The sequence below is a fragment of the Bacteroides caecicola genome, assembly GCF_023337095.1.
GTDB lineage: Bacteria > Bacteroidota > Bacteroidia > Bacteroidales > Bacteroidaceae > Phocaeicola > Phocaeicola gallinarum.
The window spans coordinates 180,485-198,251 of sequence record NZ_JAMBLM010000003.1 but is presented as its reverse complement, the minus strand read 5'-3'; the positions used below and the strand labels follow the sequence as shown (position 1 = coordinate 198,251).

16 protein-coding genes are annotated in these 17,767 nt (G+C 52.5%); 9 read left to right on the top strand and 7 right to left on the bottom strand.

What is annotated here, in order from left to right; all coding sequences use genetic code 11:
* Positions 1 to 22: 22 nt before the first annotated feature.
* Both M3085_RS04130 and M3085_RS04125 read right to left on the bottom strand, forming a co-directional pair.
* Positions 23 to 3,028: an AsmA-like C-terminal region-containing protein gene (locus M3085_RS04130; RefSeq protein WP_249052363.1), complete on the bottom strand. Its 3,006-nt coding sequence runs from the start codon at positions 3,026 to 3,028 to the stop codon at positions 23 to 25.
* A 5-nt stretch (positions 3,029 to 3,033) separates the two neighbouring features.
* Positions 3,034 to 3,261 carry a winged helix-turn-helix domain-containing protein gene (locus tag M3085_RS04125; RefSeq protein ID WP_178256956.1) on the bottom strand — a complete coding sequence of 76 codons (228 nt, stop codon included), beginning with the start codon at positions 3,259 to 3,261 and terminating at the stop codon, positions 3,034 to 3,036.
* A 160-nt stretch (positions 3,262 to 3,421) separates the two neighbouring features.
* Here M3085_RS04125 and M3085_RS04120 point away from each other — a divergent pair, with 160 nt between their 5' ends.
* The gene (locus M3085_RS04120; protein ID WP_178256955.1) at positions 3,422 to 4,108 is read left to right on the top strand and encodes an MIP family channel protein; all 687 of its coding nucleotides are present in this window, start codon (positions 3,422 to 3,424) and stop codon (positions 4,106 to 4,108) included.
* Positions 4,109 to 4,287: 179 nt separating this feature from the next.
* Here M3085_RS04120 and M3085_RS04115 read toward each other — a convergent pair whose 3' ends face one another.
* Genes M3085_RS04115 through M3085_RS04095 form a run of 5 tightly spaced genes read right to left on the bottom strand, consistent with a single transcriptional unit; the run spans position 4,288 to position 8,523 of the window.
* Positions 4,288 to 6,156, bottom strand: coding sequence for an ABC-F family ATP-binding cassette domain-containing protein (locus M3085_RS04115; protein WP_249052362.1), 1,869 nt, complete (start codon positions 6,154 to 6,156; stop codon positions 4,288 to 4,290).
* A gap of 31 nt (positions 6,157 to 6,187) precedes the next feature.
* Positions 6,188 to 7,006 carry a DUF3805 domain-containing protein gene (locus M3085_RS04110; RefSeq protein WP_249052426.1) on the bottom strand — a complete coding sequence of 273 codons (819 nt, stop codon included), beginning with the start codon at positions 7,004 to 7,006 and terminating at the stop codon, positions 6,188 to 6,190.
* A 13-nt stretch (positions 7,007 to 7,019) separates the two neighbouring features.
* Entirely contained in the window at positions 7,020 to 7,397 is a 378-nt protein-coding gene (locus M3085_RS04105; RefSeq protein ID WP_249052361.1) for a VOC family protein, read from the bottom strand.
* Positions 7,398 to 7,419: 22 nt separating this feature from the next.
* Complete coding sequence (locus M3085_RS04100; RefSeq protein ID WP_249052360.1) at positions 7,420 to 8,145, bottom strand: MBL fold metallo-hydrolase; 726 nt, start codon at positions 8,143 to 8,145, stop codon at positions 7,420 to 7,422.
* Positions 8,146 to 8,523 (bottom strand): RidA family protein, encoded by a 378-nt coding sequence (locus M3085_RS04095; protein WP_249052359.1) that lies wholly within the window; start codon positions 8,521 to 8,523, stop codon positions 8,146 to 8,148.
* Between the two features lie 323 nt (positions 8,524 to 8,846).
* On the opposite strand from M3085_RS04095, the gene rho reads away from it, so the two are divergent.
* The 8 genes from rho (at position 8,847) to trpA (ending at position 17,650) form a co-directional block, all read left to right on the top strand.
* Complete coding sequence (gene rho, locus M3085_RS04090) at positions 8,847 to 10,814, top strand: transcription termination factor Rho (protein ID WP_249052358.1); 1,968 nt, start codon at positions 8,847 to 8,849, stop codon at positions 10,812 to 10,814.
* Between the two features lie 288 nt (positions 10,815 to 11,102).
* Positions 11,103 to 12,287 carry a tryptophan synthase subunit beta gene (gene trpB, locus M3085_RS04085; protein WP_178256949.1) on the top strand — a complete coding sequence of 395 codons (1,185 nt, stop codon included), beginning with the start codon at positions 11,103 to 11,105 and terminating at the stop codon, positions 12,285 to 12,287.
* A gap of 11 nt (positions 12,288 to 12,298) precedes the next feature.
* Positions 12,299 to 13,699, top strand: coding sequence for an anthranilate synthase component I family protein (locus tag M3085_RS04080; RefSeq protein ID WP_178256948.1), 1,401 nt, complete (start codon positions 12,299 to 12,301; stop codon positions 13,697 to 13,699).
* A 14-nt stretch (positions 13,700 to 13,713) separates the two neighbouring features.
* Positions 13,714 to 14,304 carry an anthranilate synthase component II gene (locus M3085_RS04075; RefSeq protein ID WP_249052357.1) on the top strand — a complete coding sequence of 197 codons (591 nt, stop codon included), beginning with the start codon at positions 13,714 to 13,716 and terminating at the stop codon, positions 14,302 to 14,304.
* 140 nt (positions 14,305 to 14,444) lie between these two features.
* Positions 14,445 to 15,443: an anthranilate phosphoribosyltransferase gene (trpD, locus tag M3085_RS04070; protein WP_249052356.1), complete on the top strand. Its 999-nt coding sequence runs from the start codon at positions 14,445 to 14,447 to the stop codon at positions 15,441 to 15,443.
* A 1-nt stretch (position 15,444) separates the two neighbouring features.
* On the top strand, positions 15,445 to 16,236 hold the full coding sequence (gene trpC / locus M3085_RS04065) for an indole-3-glycerol phosphate synthase TrpC (RefSeq protein ID WP_249052355.1): 792 nt from the start codon (positions 15,445 to 15,447) through the stop codon (positions 16,234 to 16,236).
* Positions 16,233 to 16,877: a phosphoribosylanthranilate isomerase gene (locus M3085_RS04060; RefSeq protein ID WP_191709624.1), complete on the top strand. Its 645-nt coding sequence runs from the start codon at positions 16,233 to 16,235 to the stop codon at positions 16,875 to 16,877. The genes trpC and M3085_RS04060 overlap by 4 nt, the downstream gene beginning before the upstream one ends.
* On the top strand, positions 16,874 to 17,650 hold the full coding sequence (gene trpA, locus M3085_RS04055; RefSeq protein ID WP_249052354.1) for a tryptophan synthase subunit alpha: 777 nt from the start codon (positions 16,874 to 16,876) through the stop codon (positions 17,648 to 17,650). The genes M3085_RS04060 and trpA overlap by 4 nt, the downstream gene beginning before the upstream one ends.
* Positions 17,651 to 17,767 lie beyond the last annotated feature (117 nt).

Genomic DNA, 17,767 nt, shown 5'->3' with positions numbered 1-17,767 from the left:
CGCATCCTTTCGTGTTTCGTAGTTATTCCGCTTCCCTCGCCTTTGCAGACATACGTCCGCCGCTCCGGTTCATCACCTGCTCAAAATCGCGGACGATATTCCTACCCATGTTCACGCGCGTACTGTCTACCTTTCGGATGGCAACAGGCGTTACGGCATCTTTATATTTTGCCTTGCCGAGTCGGAACTTCATGTCGTCCAGATTACCGGAAATGTTCAGCCCCAACTTGAACGGCACGGGCGACTTGAGGATGGAGATGTGATAATCGAAATTCATATCCAGCCCCTGCGTTCCTCCCACGGCAGCTTTGTAGCGGTCTATCTGAACCACGAACGGGTAGATGGTAACGTCGCCGTCGTCAACGGTAAGGTTGACCGAAATACTGTCGAACACGTTCCGCTCTTTGTTCTTAAACAGGAGTTTCTTAGATATTTCGGCAAAGGTCTCTCCGTCCATCAGTACCAGACTGTCTCCTTTGATGTGAACCGCCGCGCGCAGCGAAGGTATCTTGATGTTGAGTGCCGAGTCGAGTACCGTTTCGGCAGCCGCCTCAAAGTCGACCGTTCCTTTAAACGAGCGCAGCATCGGGACGATGGTGTCGAGCGACGGGGCAAACTCTACCAGCCTGCCGATGTTGATGCGCTTCAGGCGGAAATCGAAGCCGGCATATCCCCTCGCCTTGCGTTTGGCGCGATACACTAACGTGGCACGCATGTCGGCATCCAGTCCGCGCATACTGAGGTTTTTCAGGTGAACCGCCTGATTACGCACGTCTACCGCCCCGTTTACGTTCTCGAACACCATCTTTCCGTAAGTAACCCGCTTCAGGTTGGTCTGCAACTCAAAGTCGATGTTCTTGGGGATGACAAACAGTTCCATCGGGGCATCGCTGCTCGCCGTATCCACTTCTGCCTGCAAGGTATCCTGCGGGAAATTCAGCGAATTGATAAGCTGGTTACAGTCTAAGTTGCGCGATGAGATTTCAAGATTGGCACGCAACATCCGATGGTGTTTCATGGCTCCGTACAAATCATGTACCGCTCCTGACGCCGTCAGGTTCGAACGCCCGATGCGCATACTTGCATTCCGCAGCGTAATCGCCCGGTTGCCCACCGTGACCGAAGTTTTCCGCATCCGTATGGGCAAGGCGAACTGCGGCGTACGAACGGTAAGGCGGTTGAAGCCGATGATGCCTTTCGGAATCCACAGCGAATCGCGCACCTTGTCGGCTGTCACGGCAAAGCCTCCTTCGTCCATTCCCATCTTCATGTCGCCTAATCGGCAGAACAACGTATCGGTTTTCAGCGACAAGTCGACCTGAGGCTTTTCGGGATTCTTCCGCTGAGGCTGCAAGCGCACGGTAGCGTTTGCCTTCTGGCAATACACGCCTAACGAATCGCCCAGCGCCCCCTTCAGCCGGTTGACCTCCAATTTACATTCTACGCTCACAATCCGCGTGGTGTCTTGCGGGTTGGTAGACTTGACGGTGGCTTTCAGATGAGCCACGTCCGACGACAAGCGGGGCGCACGTACCTTGATGGTGCTGACGTCCAGTTTTGCCGCCAAGAAATCGTTTCCGATAAACGCCAGCGAAGCATCCCCCAGAAACTCGAAATGCTTCGTGGAGTCGCGCAGCGCAAGCCCCTGCATGTTCAGTTTGCCGCCCGCACGGATACGCCCCAAGTCTTGTTTCTTGAGCGACGACAGCCGGCAGTGCAGCCGCAGGTCGGCATCCAGCTTACCTTCGATGGCAACCCCTTTCTGAAGCGGGAACGTCTGGGCAAGCGCCGTAAGGTCTACTTTCGACTGGGTATTGAAAGTAATGTCCGGGTCGCCCAGCAAATCTTGAATCTTCGCATCAGCCAAGATTTCGGTATGCGCACCCCGGAAACGGAAAATCTTCAAATCGGCATACGAAGGAGTGTGCCGCATCAGGTCAACGTAGGCATAAAAGTCAGCCTCGAAATTGTCAATCCCGTAAGGCATCCGGTCATATTTCGCCGACGCATCCTTTATCGTTACCTTGAGCGTAGACACGGGCATTTGATTTTTACCGTATAACCCCTTCAGCGTTCCCTCCACCGTCACGTTTCCCTGCGCCTTCACTTTTTCTTTCTTCAGCACGCTTTCAGGAATTATATGAAGCACCGTTTCGAGCGAGGGTGCATGTAGCCCGTATGTGAGGTCGGTTTCGAGGACACGGCGCAACGTATCGCGGCGTAGCGTCCCCTTCACGTCGAGTTCGACACCGTTTACCGCCAGCCGTGCATTCCGCAGCGTAAGCGTCCGTGTGGCGCGGTTCAGGTCGACATCGGTTTCCACCTCCGTGGCAATCTTGTTAGCCAGCAACTGCCCGTCTTGCCAGAAGAGAATATTTTCGTTGTCGAATTTCAGGTTCATCATCGAGTGCCCTTTTTTCAGCGACGCTCTCAGGTTCAGATTCGCATTCTTCAGGTCGGCATATACGCGCGTCTCACGGTCGTCGAACGTAACGTTCGCCCGCTTCAGCCTTACACGGTTGATGTTGATTTCGCTTATCATCATCGCCGTGTCCTGCTTCACGGTGTCCTCCACCGCCGCGGCAGTGGTGTCGGTCAGCGCGATGTCCCAGTTAGCCACCCCGTCTTTCCCCTTATACGCATATACAGAGGCATCTTCCAGTCCTACATAATATAAGTTTATCTTTTTCTCTTTCAGATAATCGATGGGGTTGATCACCACCACACATTTCTTAAACGATACGAGCGAATCGGTTTTCTGCCACAGCGTGTCGCGCACGGCCTTCGAAACCAGCGACCCGTCCGTGAGCTTCAGCCCGAAGCGCGGAAACGAAGAAAAGAAAGTCAGCTCCACGCTCCGCATGTCTAATTTTGCGTTCAGCGAGCGGTTCGCCACCTGCAACACCACGGGCGTAAGTTTTTCGGAAGTAAATACAAAATTGATGGCGACCGCAATAACAGCCAGTATCACAACAATGAGCGAGACAAGCGTTATTGAGGTCGCCTTGATTACTTTACGCACTTTCATTTTCTCTATCCGATATAGTAACTCAATTCAAGATACAAACACCCTTTATGGTTCTCTTCATTTTCGCTGAATTGAATTTTTCCTTCGCGTGCCAGCCACCCGATGGCTGCATTTAATTCTCTGTCTCTAAGCCCTGAAGCCTCTTTTAACTCTTTATACTCCCATCGGCGATTATCGCCATGCAATATGCGCCAGACGATACCGGCGCATTCACCAATCGTTTGTACATTCATAGTTGTAAGTTTTTTAGATTTGCCTCCCAAATATCATAATTTTTGTCGAATCATCCAAATTTTCATACTTTTTTATTATGCTGCTTCAAAGTTTCTTCCTATATTTATACGTCGTTTTTAAGATTTTATTTCGATTGTTTAATCTTTAAATTATTAGCGTATGAGAAAGTATTTAGCAGAAATGATAGGAACGATGGTACTCGTTCTTATGGGATGCGGAAGCGCGGTTTTTGCTGGAAACGCTGCCGCTGAAGTGGGAGCCGGCGTAGGTACGCTGGGTGTTGCTCTGGCATTCGGGCTTGCGGTAGTAGCAATGGCATATACCATCGGCGGAGTGTCGGGCTGCCACATCAACCCTGCCATTACGCTGGGCGTATGGCTTTCGGGCAGGATGACGAATAAAGATGCCATCATGTATATGATATTCCAGATCATCGGAGCCATCATCGGTTCGCTGATTCTTACGCTGCTGGTTTCTACGGGCGGGCATGGAGGTCCTACCCTGAGCGGCTCGAACACGTTCGACCCCGGCGAGACGGCTCAGGCGTTTGTTGCCGAGGCGGTGTTTACGTTCATCTTCGTGCTGGTGGTGCTGGGTACGACCGATGAGAAGAAAGGTGCCGGAAACTTGGCGGGACTTGCCATCGGTTTGTCGCTGGTACTGATTCACATCGTGTGTATCCCTATCACGGGGACATCGGTCAATCCGGCACGCAGCATCGGTCCGGCACTGATGGAAGGCGGACAGGCACTGTCTCAACTCTGGCTTTTCATCGTGGCTCCTTTTGTGGGGGCGGCATTCAGTTCGATGGTATGGAAGACCATCGGAGGCGGCAGAAAACGCTAACCGCAGCACCGGCAAGCTTTACGAATAGAAACCATGAACCCTACGGCTTGAAAGAAAGGAGGCTAACGGTAGCGTTCTGACGGAAAAATTTCATAGAGCGGAAGCTCTGCTAATAAAAGAAAAAAATCACTCCCCAGAAGCGTCCGGGGAGTGATTTTTTTATACATACGAACAAAAGATTATCCTTCGATTTCACTCAATTCGAGCCAGCGCATGGTCTTTTCGTCCAGCTCATCGTTGAGCACGGGCAGGCGTTTCGATTTCTCCGTCAGCTCGTCTACGCTCAGCGTACCGCTGCACAGGGCTTCTTCGATGGCTTTCTTTTCACTTTCAAGTCCGGCGATTTCCACCTCTAACTGTTCAAATTCCTTACGCTCCTTGAAGGTCATGCGGCGGCGTTCGTTGGTGCGGACGCGCTTGGTTTTTTCCTCCTTCGGCTTTGCCGCTGCTTTCCGCTCATGTTCTTCTTTGGCGAGCTTCCACTCGCGGTAGTCGGTATAGTTGCCGGGGAAGTCGCGGATGTCTCCCTGCCCTTTGAACACCAACAGATGGTCTACCACCTTGTCCATAAAGTAACGGTCGTGACTCACCACGATGACACACCCCTTGAAGCTCTGCAAGTATTCTTCAAGCACTTGGAGGGTCACGATGTCGAGGTCGTTCGTAGGCTCGTCGAGCACGAGGAAGTTGGGGTTACGCATCAGTACCGTACACAGGTACAGCCGCCTGCGCTCTCCGCCGCTCAACTTATACACGTAGCTGTGTTGGGTTTCGGGCGTGAAAAGAAAATGTTGCAGGAACTGCGATGCCGTGAGCCGCTTGCCGTTGCCCAGCTCGATTACCTCGGCGATGTCGGTTATCACGTCGATTACCTTCATCTGTTCATCGAACTGCAATCCCTCTTGCGAGTAGTAGCCGAAGCGTACCGTTTCGCCGATGTCGATCCGTCCGCTGTCGGGCTTCTCCAGCCCCATCAGAATCTTGATGAAGGTAGATTTCCCCGTACCGTTATTGCCCACGATGCCCATCTTTTCGTAGCGGGAAAAGATGTACGAAAAGTCGTCGAGTATCTTCAGGTCGCCGAAGCTCTTACACAGATGGTCTGCCTCGAATATCTTCGACCCGATGTAGGCAGCCTTCACGTCGAGCTTCACCTGCGCGTCGTACGTGCGGCGTTTCGCCACTTTCTCCAGCTCGTAGAACGCCTCCTCGCGGTAGCGTGCCTTGTGTCCGCGCGCCTGCGGCATCCGGCGCATCCACTCCAGCTCGGTACGATACAGGTTATTGGCACGGGCGGTCTCGGCATTTGCCGCATCGATGCGCTCTTGCCGTTTCTCTAAATAATAGCTGTAATTTCCTTTATACGAATAAATGCGGCGGTTATCTATCTCGATGATTTCCGAACACACGCGGTCAAGAAAGTAACGGTCGTGCGTCACCATGAGCAGGCTGAGTTTCCCACGGTTGAGATACTCTTCGAGCCACTCGGTCATGTCGAGGTCCAAGTGGTTGGTCGGCTCGTCCATTATCAGCAAGTCGGGTTCGGTAATCAGTACGTTGGCAAGTGCCACCCGCTTCAGTTGTCCGCCGGAGAGGTTCTTTATCGGCTGGTTGAAATCGCGAATCTTCAGTTGCGACAGAATCTGTTTCGCCCGCCGCTCGTAATCCCACGCCTTTTCATGCTCCATGCGCGCCAGCAGGTCGTCCATCCCCGGATTGCCCGGCGTTTCCATGCACCGCTCATACTCTTTTATCAGCTCCACCACAGGCGTGCCGTGATAGAAGCAGGCTTCGAGCACGGTCAGCTCGCCGGGATAGTGCGGACTCTGCTCCAGATAGCCCACGCGCAGGTCTCGCCGATAAGTAATCTTGCCCTCATCATACCCCTCCTTGTCTGCCAGAATGTTCAGCAGGGTGGTTTTCCCCGACCCGTTTTTGGCTATCAGCCCGATGCGCTGTCCTTCAGCAATGCCGAACGATATGTTCTGGAAAAGCACAAGGTCGCCAAACGATTTGGTCAGGTTTTCTACTTGTAAATACGGAACCATGATTGTTTTATTTCTATGGATGGTTTTTCGATTAAATAACGGCTTCCGCCTCGCGCCGTATCCGCAGGTATTCTGCCTTCAAGTCGCAAGGCTCACCGCGGCTTACCTTGTTCCAAATCAGCGATACGGGGTAAACCATAAGCCGGGTATCGGCAAAACGGAGTGCGGGATATTCTTTTTTCCCGTCGATGACGGTAACCCAGTCCATTCCGTCCATTTCGTTGACTAATATCGTACCGAAAGCGATGCCGAAATTCTCCCACGCCTGACGGTTTCCGGGCTTGAATTTCCCCTCGTCTACCATGCGCTGAAGGTTGGCAATGTCTGCCTCATGCGCCGTGAAATCTTTCGACAACTGCTTTTTCAGCGTAGAAACCGCCCAGTCATAGCCTTCGTTGATGGTGTTGATTTCGAGAACACGCACGGGGATGACATCGTGCCACGGTTTTTCGTCCGGCTGACGCACGCGGAGCGATGCCACAATGTCCTCGCCCGGTTTGGGGCTGTCGCCTTTACGCACGGTAAACGAACATTCCACGCTTATGCTTCCGCAACCGGTTATCCAGATGTGGGAAACGTAATCGGTGCCTTCTTCATTAAATGCTTCGGCAAAGTAAACGCAGTCCCACGCGCCCACCTTTACGGGTTTGGAACCGGACGTGTGGCGCAGTTCGTCTGCCATGCAGTCTTTGGCATAGTTACGGTTCTCGCCCTGATAAGCCGAGATGCGGAAGTTTCCGTTCCACTTTTCGGGATTGTAAAACAGGAAACTGTCTTCGGCTTCTTCCGCCTCACACCAGTTGTCGGGATATTCCAACGAAAACCATGACCCCGGAGATATATACTTCATCATAGGCATCAGGTTATTTTTCGGGAAGAATTTCTATCCAGTAATCATCGGGGTCGTTGATGAAATACAGCCCCATCGCCTCGTTTTCGAAACATACGCAGCCCATCTCTTTGTGATACGCACGCGCCTCGTCGTAATCGCCGCCCACGCGGAAACAGAGGTGGCTCTCGTTCTCGCCCAGCTCGTAGGCTTCGGTGTGGTCTCGCAGCCACGTCAGCTCCAGCAGAAAGCCGCTCACCTCGTCGGTAAGGTAAACCAGCGTGAAAGAGCCGTCGACAGCCTCCTTGCGGTGAGACTCTTTCAGTCCCAATGCCTTATCGTAGAACTCGATACTGCGCTTCAAATCGGTTACATTGATATTGAAATGGTCAAATCTTCCTTTTACTTTCATATACATTATTATATATAAGTGATTACTCAAATAATAATTCGCGCTGCCCGCGGCGGGCAAGCACAATCATCCTTCCTCCGTTCGCCTCTGCCACGGAGCGGAAAGCTGCTGCCTCGGCATACGCCTCATCGAAGTGCATCGGTACAAACACGGCGGTCTTCACCTGCTCTACAAACTGGCGTGCGCCGCGCATGTATTCGCGTCCCAAGCGGGGGTCGACGGGAAACATCGCCAAGTCGAGCCCGGAGGTATAACTGCGAAGGTCGGCAAGCTCATGAAGGAAATTCTTTTCGTATCCGCGCCACTCCGCCTCGCTGCTCTCGTCCATCCAGTGCCAGTTATTCAAATCGCCCGCATGGAAAATCTTTTTTCCCCCGACTTCTACCAAGAACGAAACGCCCACATCGGTAGAGCCGAAGGCGCGCACGGCGAGACACTCGTCGGCATACGTATCGCCTTTTTTCAGGAATATGGCTTCATCTTTTCCGGCGCGGCGGCGGCGCAGGATGTCTTTCGAGAACAGGTAAACGATGTCCGGACGCTGTTCGCGCCACTTCAGCACCTCCCGGCTGAAATGGTCGGCATGAAAATGGCTCGCCAGCACGTAAAACCGTCCGTCACGTTGCAGCAACTCGCTGTGAAGGATTCCGCTGTCCGGACCTTCCGAATCCTCAAAATAATCGAATACCAGCGTAAAACCGCTGCCCACCAGAGCGAAACCGCTGTGATACAAATAGATTAATTCCATTTACCGCACGGCGATACATTCGATTTCCACCAATGCCCCTTTCGGCAACGCTTTTACAGCCACAGCCGAACGTGCCGGGAAATCGCCTTCGAAATACTTGGCATATACGGCGTTCATATCGGCAAAGAGCGACATGTCGGCAAGGAAAACCGTTGTTTTTACGATGTTCGCCGTGGTAAGTCCGGCTTCAGCCAATACGTTTTTAATATTTTCGAAAACCTGAATCGTTTGTTCCGTTACTCCTCCTTCAACAAACTCACCCGTTGCCGGATTTACCGGAATCTGTCCGGAAAGAAACACCATACCGTTTGCTTCGATAGCTTGGCTGTACGGACCGATTGCCGCAGGAGCTTTTTCTGTAAAAATAACCTTCTTCATCGTTCTTAAATATCTATTTAAATTAATTCAACGGCTAAGTTAGCACAAATCTTTCATTTGTGGGCAGAAAAGAGAAAAAAAACGGCATTTATTAGATTTTCTGACAAAAAACATTTACCTTTGTCGATGTAATCATGTAAAACGAGGTTAGCAAGACACCTCTGGCATGGCTACTCCTTATTATACCAAATAAAGAATAATATCAATTAAATCCGTAATTTACTGACGCGCAACGATTACGACACCGATTCTTTATGATCAGTGTTAATCGGCATTATGTACTGCGTTGCCGCTAAATTACTAATCTCATTACACATTTTTATATGTATAACATCATTCAATTAAACGACAAAGACTTGTCGGAACTTCAACAGATAGCCAAAGAGTTGGGTCTGAAAAAAGTCGAATCGCTTCGTAAAGAAGACTTAGTCTACCGTATCTTAGACGAACAAGCCATCGTAGGCGCAAACAAAGCGGCAGAACGGAAAGAGGGACAACCCCGCAAACGTTCACGCATCAGCGTTAAAAAAGAGGGAGACAAAGTTTATACTGCAACAAAAGACAAGGCACAAAAATTAGAAGCCAACACACCTGCGTTACCTGCACCTACACTTTTGTTTAAAGAAGAGGCAGCCGCAGCCCCGACTGAAAAAGCCAACGCAACAGAAGAAGCTAAAACAGAAACACCGGAAGTAAAGCAGCCTAAGAAACGCGGACGCAAACCGGGCTCGAAAAACAAATCGACGCTGGCACGCGAGGCAATGGAAGCACAGAAAAAAGCGGAAGAAGAGAAAAATACAGAAGCCCAAGAGGTAGTTGTTCCTGCTGCTGAAGATGACATGGAGCTTCCACCGCTCGACCTGAAGGGCGGAGACGATTTCGTTCCCATCGAAGACCTTCCTTCCGAAAAATTTGAAATCCCCTCGGAACTGCTCGGCAAATTCGAAGCTACCAAAGTAGAACCTCCTACTCTCCCTGCCAAAGAGCAAAAAAACCCGAAATTCCAACCGCGCCAACAACGGCAGAATAACAATCGGAACAATAACCGCCCGAACGTTAACAATAATCCGAACAACAATAATAACAATACCCCGGCTGCACAGACGGAAGCACCGGCAAACCAACCCGCCGCAGCTCCGCAACCTGCCAAACCGGTTGAAAAGGTTTACGAATTTGACGATATCCTGAAAGGAACCGGCGTTCTGGAAATCATGCCCGACGGTTACGGATTCCTCCGCTCATCTGATTACAACTACCTGTCGTCACCCGACGATATTTATGTTTCTCAGTCGCAAATCAAACTGTTCGGACTGAAAACCGGAGATACCGTAGACGGAATCATCCGCCCGCCCAAAGAAGGAGAAAAATATTTCCCGCTGGTAAAAGTATCTAAAATCAACGGACTTGAACCGTCGCTGGTGCGCGACCGCGTTCCGTTCGACCATCTTACACCGCTTTTCCCCGACGAAAAATTCAAGCTCTGCAAGGGTTATGACGACAATCTTTCGGCTCGCGTAGTCGATCTGTTCTCACCCATCGGAAAAGGACAGCGCGCACTTATCGTGGCTCAGCCCAAGACGGGTAAGACGATTCTGATGAAAGACATCGCCAATGCCATCGCAGCCAACCATCCGGAGGTGTATATGATTATGCTGCTCATCGACGAACGTCCGGAAGAAGTAACCGACATGGCGCGCAGCGTAAACGCCGAAGTGATTGCTTCGACTTTCGACGAACCTGCCGAACGCCACGTGAAGATAGCGGGCATCGTACTGGAAAAGGCGAAACGCATGGTAGAGTGCGGACACGATGTGGTTATCTTCCTCGACTCTATCACCCGACTGGCACGCGCTTACAACACCGTTTCGCCGGCATCGGGCAAAGTGCTTTCGGGTGGTGTGGATGCCAACGCCCTGCACAAACCGAAACGTTTCTTCGGAGCGGCACGAAACATCGAAGGCGGAGGCTCGCTGACCATCATCGCCACGGCTCTTATCGACACGGGCTCGAAGATGGACGAGGTTATCTTCGAAGAGTTCAAGGGAACGGGTAACATGGAGCTTCAGCTCGACCGCAACTTGAGCAACAAGCGCATCTTCCCGGCTGTCAACATCGTGGCTTCAAGCACGCGCCGCGATGACTTGCTGCTCGACAAGACGACGCTTGACCGCATGTGGATTCTGCGTAAGTACCTGTCGGACATGAACCCGATAGAGGCGATGGATTTCGTGAAAGACCGTTTGGAGAAAACGAAAGACAACGAAGAGTTCCTGATGAGCATGAACTCTTAATCCGGAGAAAAAAACGCTATTTTCTTAAAAAAAACGACATTTTGTTTGGAATCACCAAATTTATGCCTACATTTGTGCATCGAATAACTGAAAAGAACAACTTGATATGAAACAAACGATGGTAAATACATTCTTCTGGTGGCGCCTCTTACAACTCCATAGGTCGTAAGGGAAATCAGTCGTGTGTATATACCAATCGAATCAAGATATAGCGTAACGGGCTGTCGTACTTTACGGCAGCCCGTTTTTTTTTTTCGAATCAGAATCATACAAAATACAAATGCAACTATGAAAACTTATCAAGTAAACGAGAATGGCTATTACGGAGAATTTGGCGGGGCATACATCCCCGAAATTCTCCACCGGTGTGTGGAAGAGCTGCGAAACGCCTACCTGAAGGTAATGGACAGCGAGGATTTCAAACAAGAATTTGCCGCTTTGCTGCGCGATTATGTGGGCCGTCCCTCGCCGCTCTACCTCGCCCGCCGACTGTCTGACAAGTACGGCTGCAAGATTTACCTGAAGCGTGAGGACTTAAACCACACGGGAGCACACAAGATAAACAACGCCATCGGTCAGGTACTGATAGCCCGACGGATGGGAAAGAAACGCATCATCGCCGAAACGGGTGCCGGACAACACGGCGTTGCCACCGCTACGGTCTGTGCGCTGATGGGCATGGAATGTGTGGTTTACATGGGTAAAACAGACGTGGAACGCCAGCACGTAAACGTAGAGCGGATGAAGATGCTCGGAGCGCGGGTGGAGGCGGTAACATCGGGCAACATGACGCTGAAAGATGCCACCAACGAAGCGATTCGCGACTGGTGTTGCCATCCTGCCGACACGTATTATGTCATCGGTTCTACCGTAGGGCCTCATCCCTATCCCGACATGGTGGCACGGCTCCAGTCGGTCATCAGCGAGGAAATCAAAAAGCAGTTGACGGAACAGGAGGGACGCGACTATCCGGATTATCTGATGGCTTGCGTGGGCGGAGGAAGCAATGCCGCCGGAACCATTTATCATTATTTAGACGACGAGCGCGTGAAAATCGTGCTGGCGGAAGCCGGAGGCAAGGGCATCGACACGCTGATGTCGGCAGCTACCATCCAATTAGGACGGTTAGGTATCATCCACGGTGCGCGCACGTTAGTGATGCAGGACGAAGACGGACAGATAACGGAGCCTTATTCCATCTCTGCCGGACTGGATTATCCGGGTATCGGACCGATGCACGCTAACTTGGCAAGGCAGCATCGAGCCACGGTGCTCGCCATAAACGACGATGAGGCTGTACGGGCGGCTTACGAACTGACCCGGTTGGAGGGTATCATCCCGGCATTAGAGTCGGCTCATGCCCTCGGAGCGTTGGAAAAGATGAACTTCCGCCCCACCGACGTGGTGGTGCTCACCGTATCGGGACGCGGAGACAAAGACATTGAAACTTACTTGGCAAACAATCCTTACTAAACTATCTGATTATGAAAACTTACAGCTATACTGCCCAGCATAAGACGTTATTGGGCGACCTCCATACGCCGGTCAGCACATACATGAAGGTGCGCGACCTTTTTCCGCAGAGTGTATTGATGGAAAGTTCGGATTATCACGGGGTGGAAAACAACCGCTCGTTCATCGGGCTGAACCCGATAGCAAGCATCGGGGTGAGCCACGGCGTGGCTACGGCAAAGTATCCCGACGGCAGTACCGAGGAACATCCCATCACAGAGAACTACCGCGTAGAGGATGCCGTCAGTCGGTTCCTGTCGCGCTTCCACGTGTCGGGCGAGTATGCCCGCTACTGCGGACTTTACGGTTACACCACGTTCAACGCCGTGCGCTACTTCGAGCATATCCCCATCAAAGACAGTTGCGACCCTAAAAACGATGCGCCCGACTTGCTGTACATCCTGTATAAATACCTCGTGGTGTTCAACGATTTCAAGAGCGAAATGGTGCTTATCGAAATGCAGGACGAGAAAGAACAGTCGCACATCGGCGAAGTGGAGAAAGCCATCAACAACCGCAATTTTACCGAGTACGATTTCCGTGCCGTGGGCGAAACGACCAGCACGCTGACCGACGAGGAGCATAAAGCGAACATCCGCCGGGGCATCGGACACTGTATGCGGGGCGACGTGTTTCAGATTGTTCTTTCGCGCCGCTTCGTCCAGCGTTACGAGGGCGACGACTTCAAGCTCTACCGTGCGCTGCGCAGCATCAACCCGTCGCCGTACCTGTTCTACTTCGATTTCGGAGGCTTCCGCATCTTCGGTTCTTCGCCCGAAACCCACTGCAAGATAGAAGACGGGCGGGCTACCATCGACCCGATAGCGGGAACCACGCGCCGGAACGGAGACAAGGCGAAGGATGCCGAACTGACTGCCGCCCTGCTTGCCGACCCGAAGGAGAACGCCGAACACGTGATGCTGGTCGACCTTGCACGGAACGACTTGAGCCGGAATTGCCACGATGTAAAAGTGGACTTCTACAAAGAGCCGCAGTATTACAGCCACGTTATCCACTTGGTGAGCCGCGTGAGCGGAATGCTGAACGAGGGGGCGAATCCGGTAAAAACGTTCGTCGATACCTTTCCGGCCGGTACGCTGAGCGGCGCTCCGAAAGTGCGTGCCATGCAGCTCATCAGCGAATTAGAGCCGCATAACCGGGGGGCATACGGCGGATGTATCGGGTTCATCGGACTGAACGGCACGCTGAATCAGGCTATCACCATCCGCACCTTCGTGAGCCGGAACAACGAGCTGTGGTTTCAGGCGGGAGGAGGCATCGTGGCAAAAAGCAATGAAGAAAACGAACTGCAAGAAGTAAACAACAAGCTGGGAGCATTGAAAAAAGCAATCCTCTTGGCAGAACAATTATAAGACTTAAAGAAACTATGAATATAGCAATTATCGACAATTACGACTCGTTTACCTATAATCTGAGTCATTTGGTGAAAGAATCAGGAGCGGCGGTCACGGTATTGCGTAACGACCGGTTCTGCATGGAAGAACTTGAAGCATTCGACAAGCTGTTGCTTTCGCCCGGCCCGGGAATCCCTGAAGAGGCGGGTCTGCTGCTCGATGTCATCCGCACGTATGCCGGACGGAAACCCATCTTGGGGGTATGTCTGGGTGAGCAAGCCATCGGCGAGGCGTTCGGCGCACGGCTTACCAACCTGAAGGAAGTGTATCACGGCATCCAAAGCCCCGTATGCATCGTGTGCCGGGACTATCTGTTCGACGGACTGCCCGACGAAATCGCCGTGGGGCGTTACCACTCGTGGGTGGTAGATACCGCAGCATTCCCCTCCTGCTTGGAGGTTACTGCCGTGAGCCGCGAGGGATACATCATGGCGTTACGCCACAAGCTGTTCGACGTGCGCGGCATACAGTTCCATCCCGAATCGGTACTGACGCCCGACGGCAAGCGCATGATTCAGAACTGGTTGGCTCATCCGGCCGAGGCTTCGGGCAACGCCCTGTAAACGAGGAAGTAAGAGAAAGAAAAAATCCTACCCGTAAGACCGACCGGTTCTACGGATAGAAACGGGCATCGCTACCGCTTGGAAAGAATGATGCTAACGGTAGCGTTTTCCCGGTATAAAAACAAAATACAGATACACCTATGAAACAAATACTTATACGACTTTTCAATCACGAGATACTTACGCACGAAGAGGCTTGCCGGTTGCTGCAAGACATTACGCGCGGACGATACAACGATACGCAGATAGCCGCCCTGCTTACGGTTTTCCAGATGCGCGGCGTGAAGGTTGACGAACTCATCGGTTTCCGCGATGCCCTGCTCAGTACACGCATCCCCATCGACCTCTCGGCTTACCAACCCATCGACATCGTGGGGACGGGAGGCGACGGAAAGAATACGTTCAACATCTCTACGTGTGCCTGCTTCATCGTGGCGGGTGCGGGTTACCGCGTGGCGAAACACGGCAATTACGGGGCTACCTCGGTGAGCGGGGCAAGCAACGTGATGGAGCTGCACGGAGTAAAGTTCACCAACGATGCCCAACGCCTCATCCGCTCGATAGAGAACTGCAACATGGCTTACCTCCACGCCCCGCTGTTTAATCCTGCCATGAAGACGGTTGCCGCCATCCGCAAGGCATTGGGCGTGCGCACGCTGTTCAACCTGTTAGGCCCGCTGATAAACCCCTGTCTGCCCGCCTACCAGTTGCTGGGGGTGGCAGACTTGCCTCAGATGCGCCTCTACACCAACACGCTCCAGCGTCTGGGCATCGGATTTGCCGTGGTCAACAATCTGGACGGATACGACGAGATTTCGCTCACCGACGAATTTAAGGTGATGACCAACCGTTACGAAACCATCTACCGCCCTGCCGACTTGGGGTTCTCCATTGCCCGGCAAGAGGAGCTGTACGGAGGCGATACACCGCAAGAGGCGGCACGCATCTTCGACAACGTGCTCGAAAACCGCGCCACGAAAGCCCAAACCGACTGTGTGCTGATTAACGCTTCGTTCGCCATCCAAGCCGTAGAGCCTATGAAACGGATTGAAGAGTGTGTAGCCATCGCACGCGAATCGTTGGAAAGCGGAAAGGCACTGAAAACTTTCCGCAAATTTATCGAACTAAACGCCGACTGACATGAAAGAACAAGATATCCTGCAAACCATCGTTGCCCACAAGCGTATCGAGATAAAACAGCAAGAAGAGGTGGTTTCGATGACACAGTTAGAAAACCTGCTGGAAGACCTCGCGCCGTGCGTCAGCATGAAGCAGCGTCTCGCCGCATCGCCCACGGGCATCATCGCCGAGTTTAAACGCCGCTCGCCTTCGAAAGACTGGATTAACCGCGAGGCGGACGCTGCGCTCATCCCTCCGGCTTACGAACAGGCGGGTGCCTCTGCCCTCTCCATCCTGACAGACGAACGGTTTTTCGGCGGAACGCTGAAAGACATCCGCACCGCACGCCCTCGCACCTCGCTCCCTATCCTGCGCAAAGATTTTACCGTGAGCCGTTACCAGCTCTGCCAAGCAAAGGTGACGGGGAGCGACGCCGTATTGCTCATCGCCTCTGTGCTGTCGGCAGAAGAATGCCGGACATTGGCACGCCAAGCCCACGAGCTGCAATTAGAGGTGTTGCTCGAACTGCACGATGAGGCAGAACTGGGACACGTGAATGAGTTCGTTGACATGGTGGGCGTAAACAATCGCCATTTGGGGACGTTCCGCACCGATGTCGAGACCTCGTTCCGTCTTGCCGACCGCCTGCCGAAAGATTTCTTGCTGGTATCGGAAAGCGGAATATCGCAGCCCGAAACCGTGCGTCAGTTGCGCGAAGCCGGATTCCGTGGATTCCTGATGGGCGAAGCATTCATGAAAACTGCCGCCCCCGCCGCCACCCTCTCCGGTTTCATAAAAGCCTTACAGCCATGATAGTGAAAGTCTGTGGTATGCGCGATGCCGTCAACATCCGCGAGGTGGAACGGGCGGGAGCCGATTGGATGGGATTTATCTGCTACGAACGCTCTCCGCGCTTTATAGACCGCGTGCCGGAATACCTCCCGCAAAAAGTGGTGCGTGTGGGCGTGTTTGTCAATGCCGCTCCGGAGGTCTGTCTCCGGCAGGCGGAGGCATTGGCACTGCACGCCGTACAGCTTCACGGTACGGAATCGCCCGACTGTTGCGACCGGCTGCGCAAGAGCGGACTGAAGGTGGTCAAGGCGTTTGCCATCCACCGTGCGGAGGAACTCCAAATCACCGAGCCGTATGCCGGCGTATGCGATTACTTCCTCTTCGACACTCCCTGCCTGCAATACGGCGGTTCGGGACGCTCGTTCGACTGGAGCGTCTTGGAACACTATCGCGGCAGTACGCCTTTTCTGCTGAGCGGAGGGATTCGTCCCGAAAGCATGGAGGCACTGAAGGCTTTCCGTCATCCGCGCTGGGAGGGCATCGACCTGAACAGCGGCTTTGAATCCGCGCCGGGCATGAAAGACGCGCAAACCCTCGCCCGCTTTATCGCCGAATTTAAAAAAACTACATCCATCAACCCTTTAAACACGTCAACATTATGAACCGCATCAATCAATTATTCAGTACCAAGAAAAGCCGAATTTTCTCACTCTATTTCTGTGCCGGCACTCCTACTTTGGAAGGCACGGCAGACGTCATCCGCACCCTCGAACAAAAAGGGGTGGACATGATTGAAATCGGTATTCCGTTCAGCGACCCGATGGCAGACGGTGTGGTGATTCAAGCCGCCGCAACCAGTGCCCTGCGCAACGGAATGACTCTGCGAAAACTATTCGCCCAATTAGAAAACATCAGAGATACCGTACAGATACCGCTTATACTGATGGGCTATCTGAACCCCATCATGCAATACGGCTTCGAGAACTTTTGCCGCGACTGCCGGCGTACAGGCATCGACGGAGTTATCATCCCCGACCTTCCTTTCAGGGATTACGAGGAAGAATACCGCCCCATAGCCGAGCGTTACGATGTAAAAGTCATCATGCTCATCACGCCCGAAACCAGCGAAGAGCGCGTCCGCCAAATCGACGCCCATACCGACGGATTTATCTACATGGTATCGTCGGCAGCCACCACGGGGGCACAGAAAGATTTCGATGAACAGAAGCAGGCATACTTCCGCCGCATCGAAGCAATGAATTTACGCAACCCGCGCATGATTGGTTTCGGTATCTCAAACCGTCAGACGTATGAGGCTGCGGCAGCTCACGCGGCAGGATGTATCATCGGCAGCAAATTTGTCACGCTGCTCGAAGAAGAAGGAGGCGATGCCGCCCGTGCCGCCGACCGACTGATGGATGCACTCAGCAAATAAGGTTAAGGAATGTCTGCATCCGCCCCCGATTTTAATCATTTTGCTATTTTTAGGCGCTCCCGTTTCGGTATTTCAACATTAAAAGCTATCTTTGTGGCATAATTAAAAGAAAAAGCC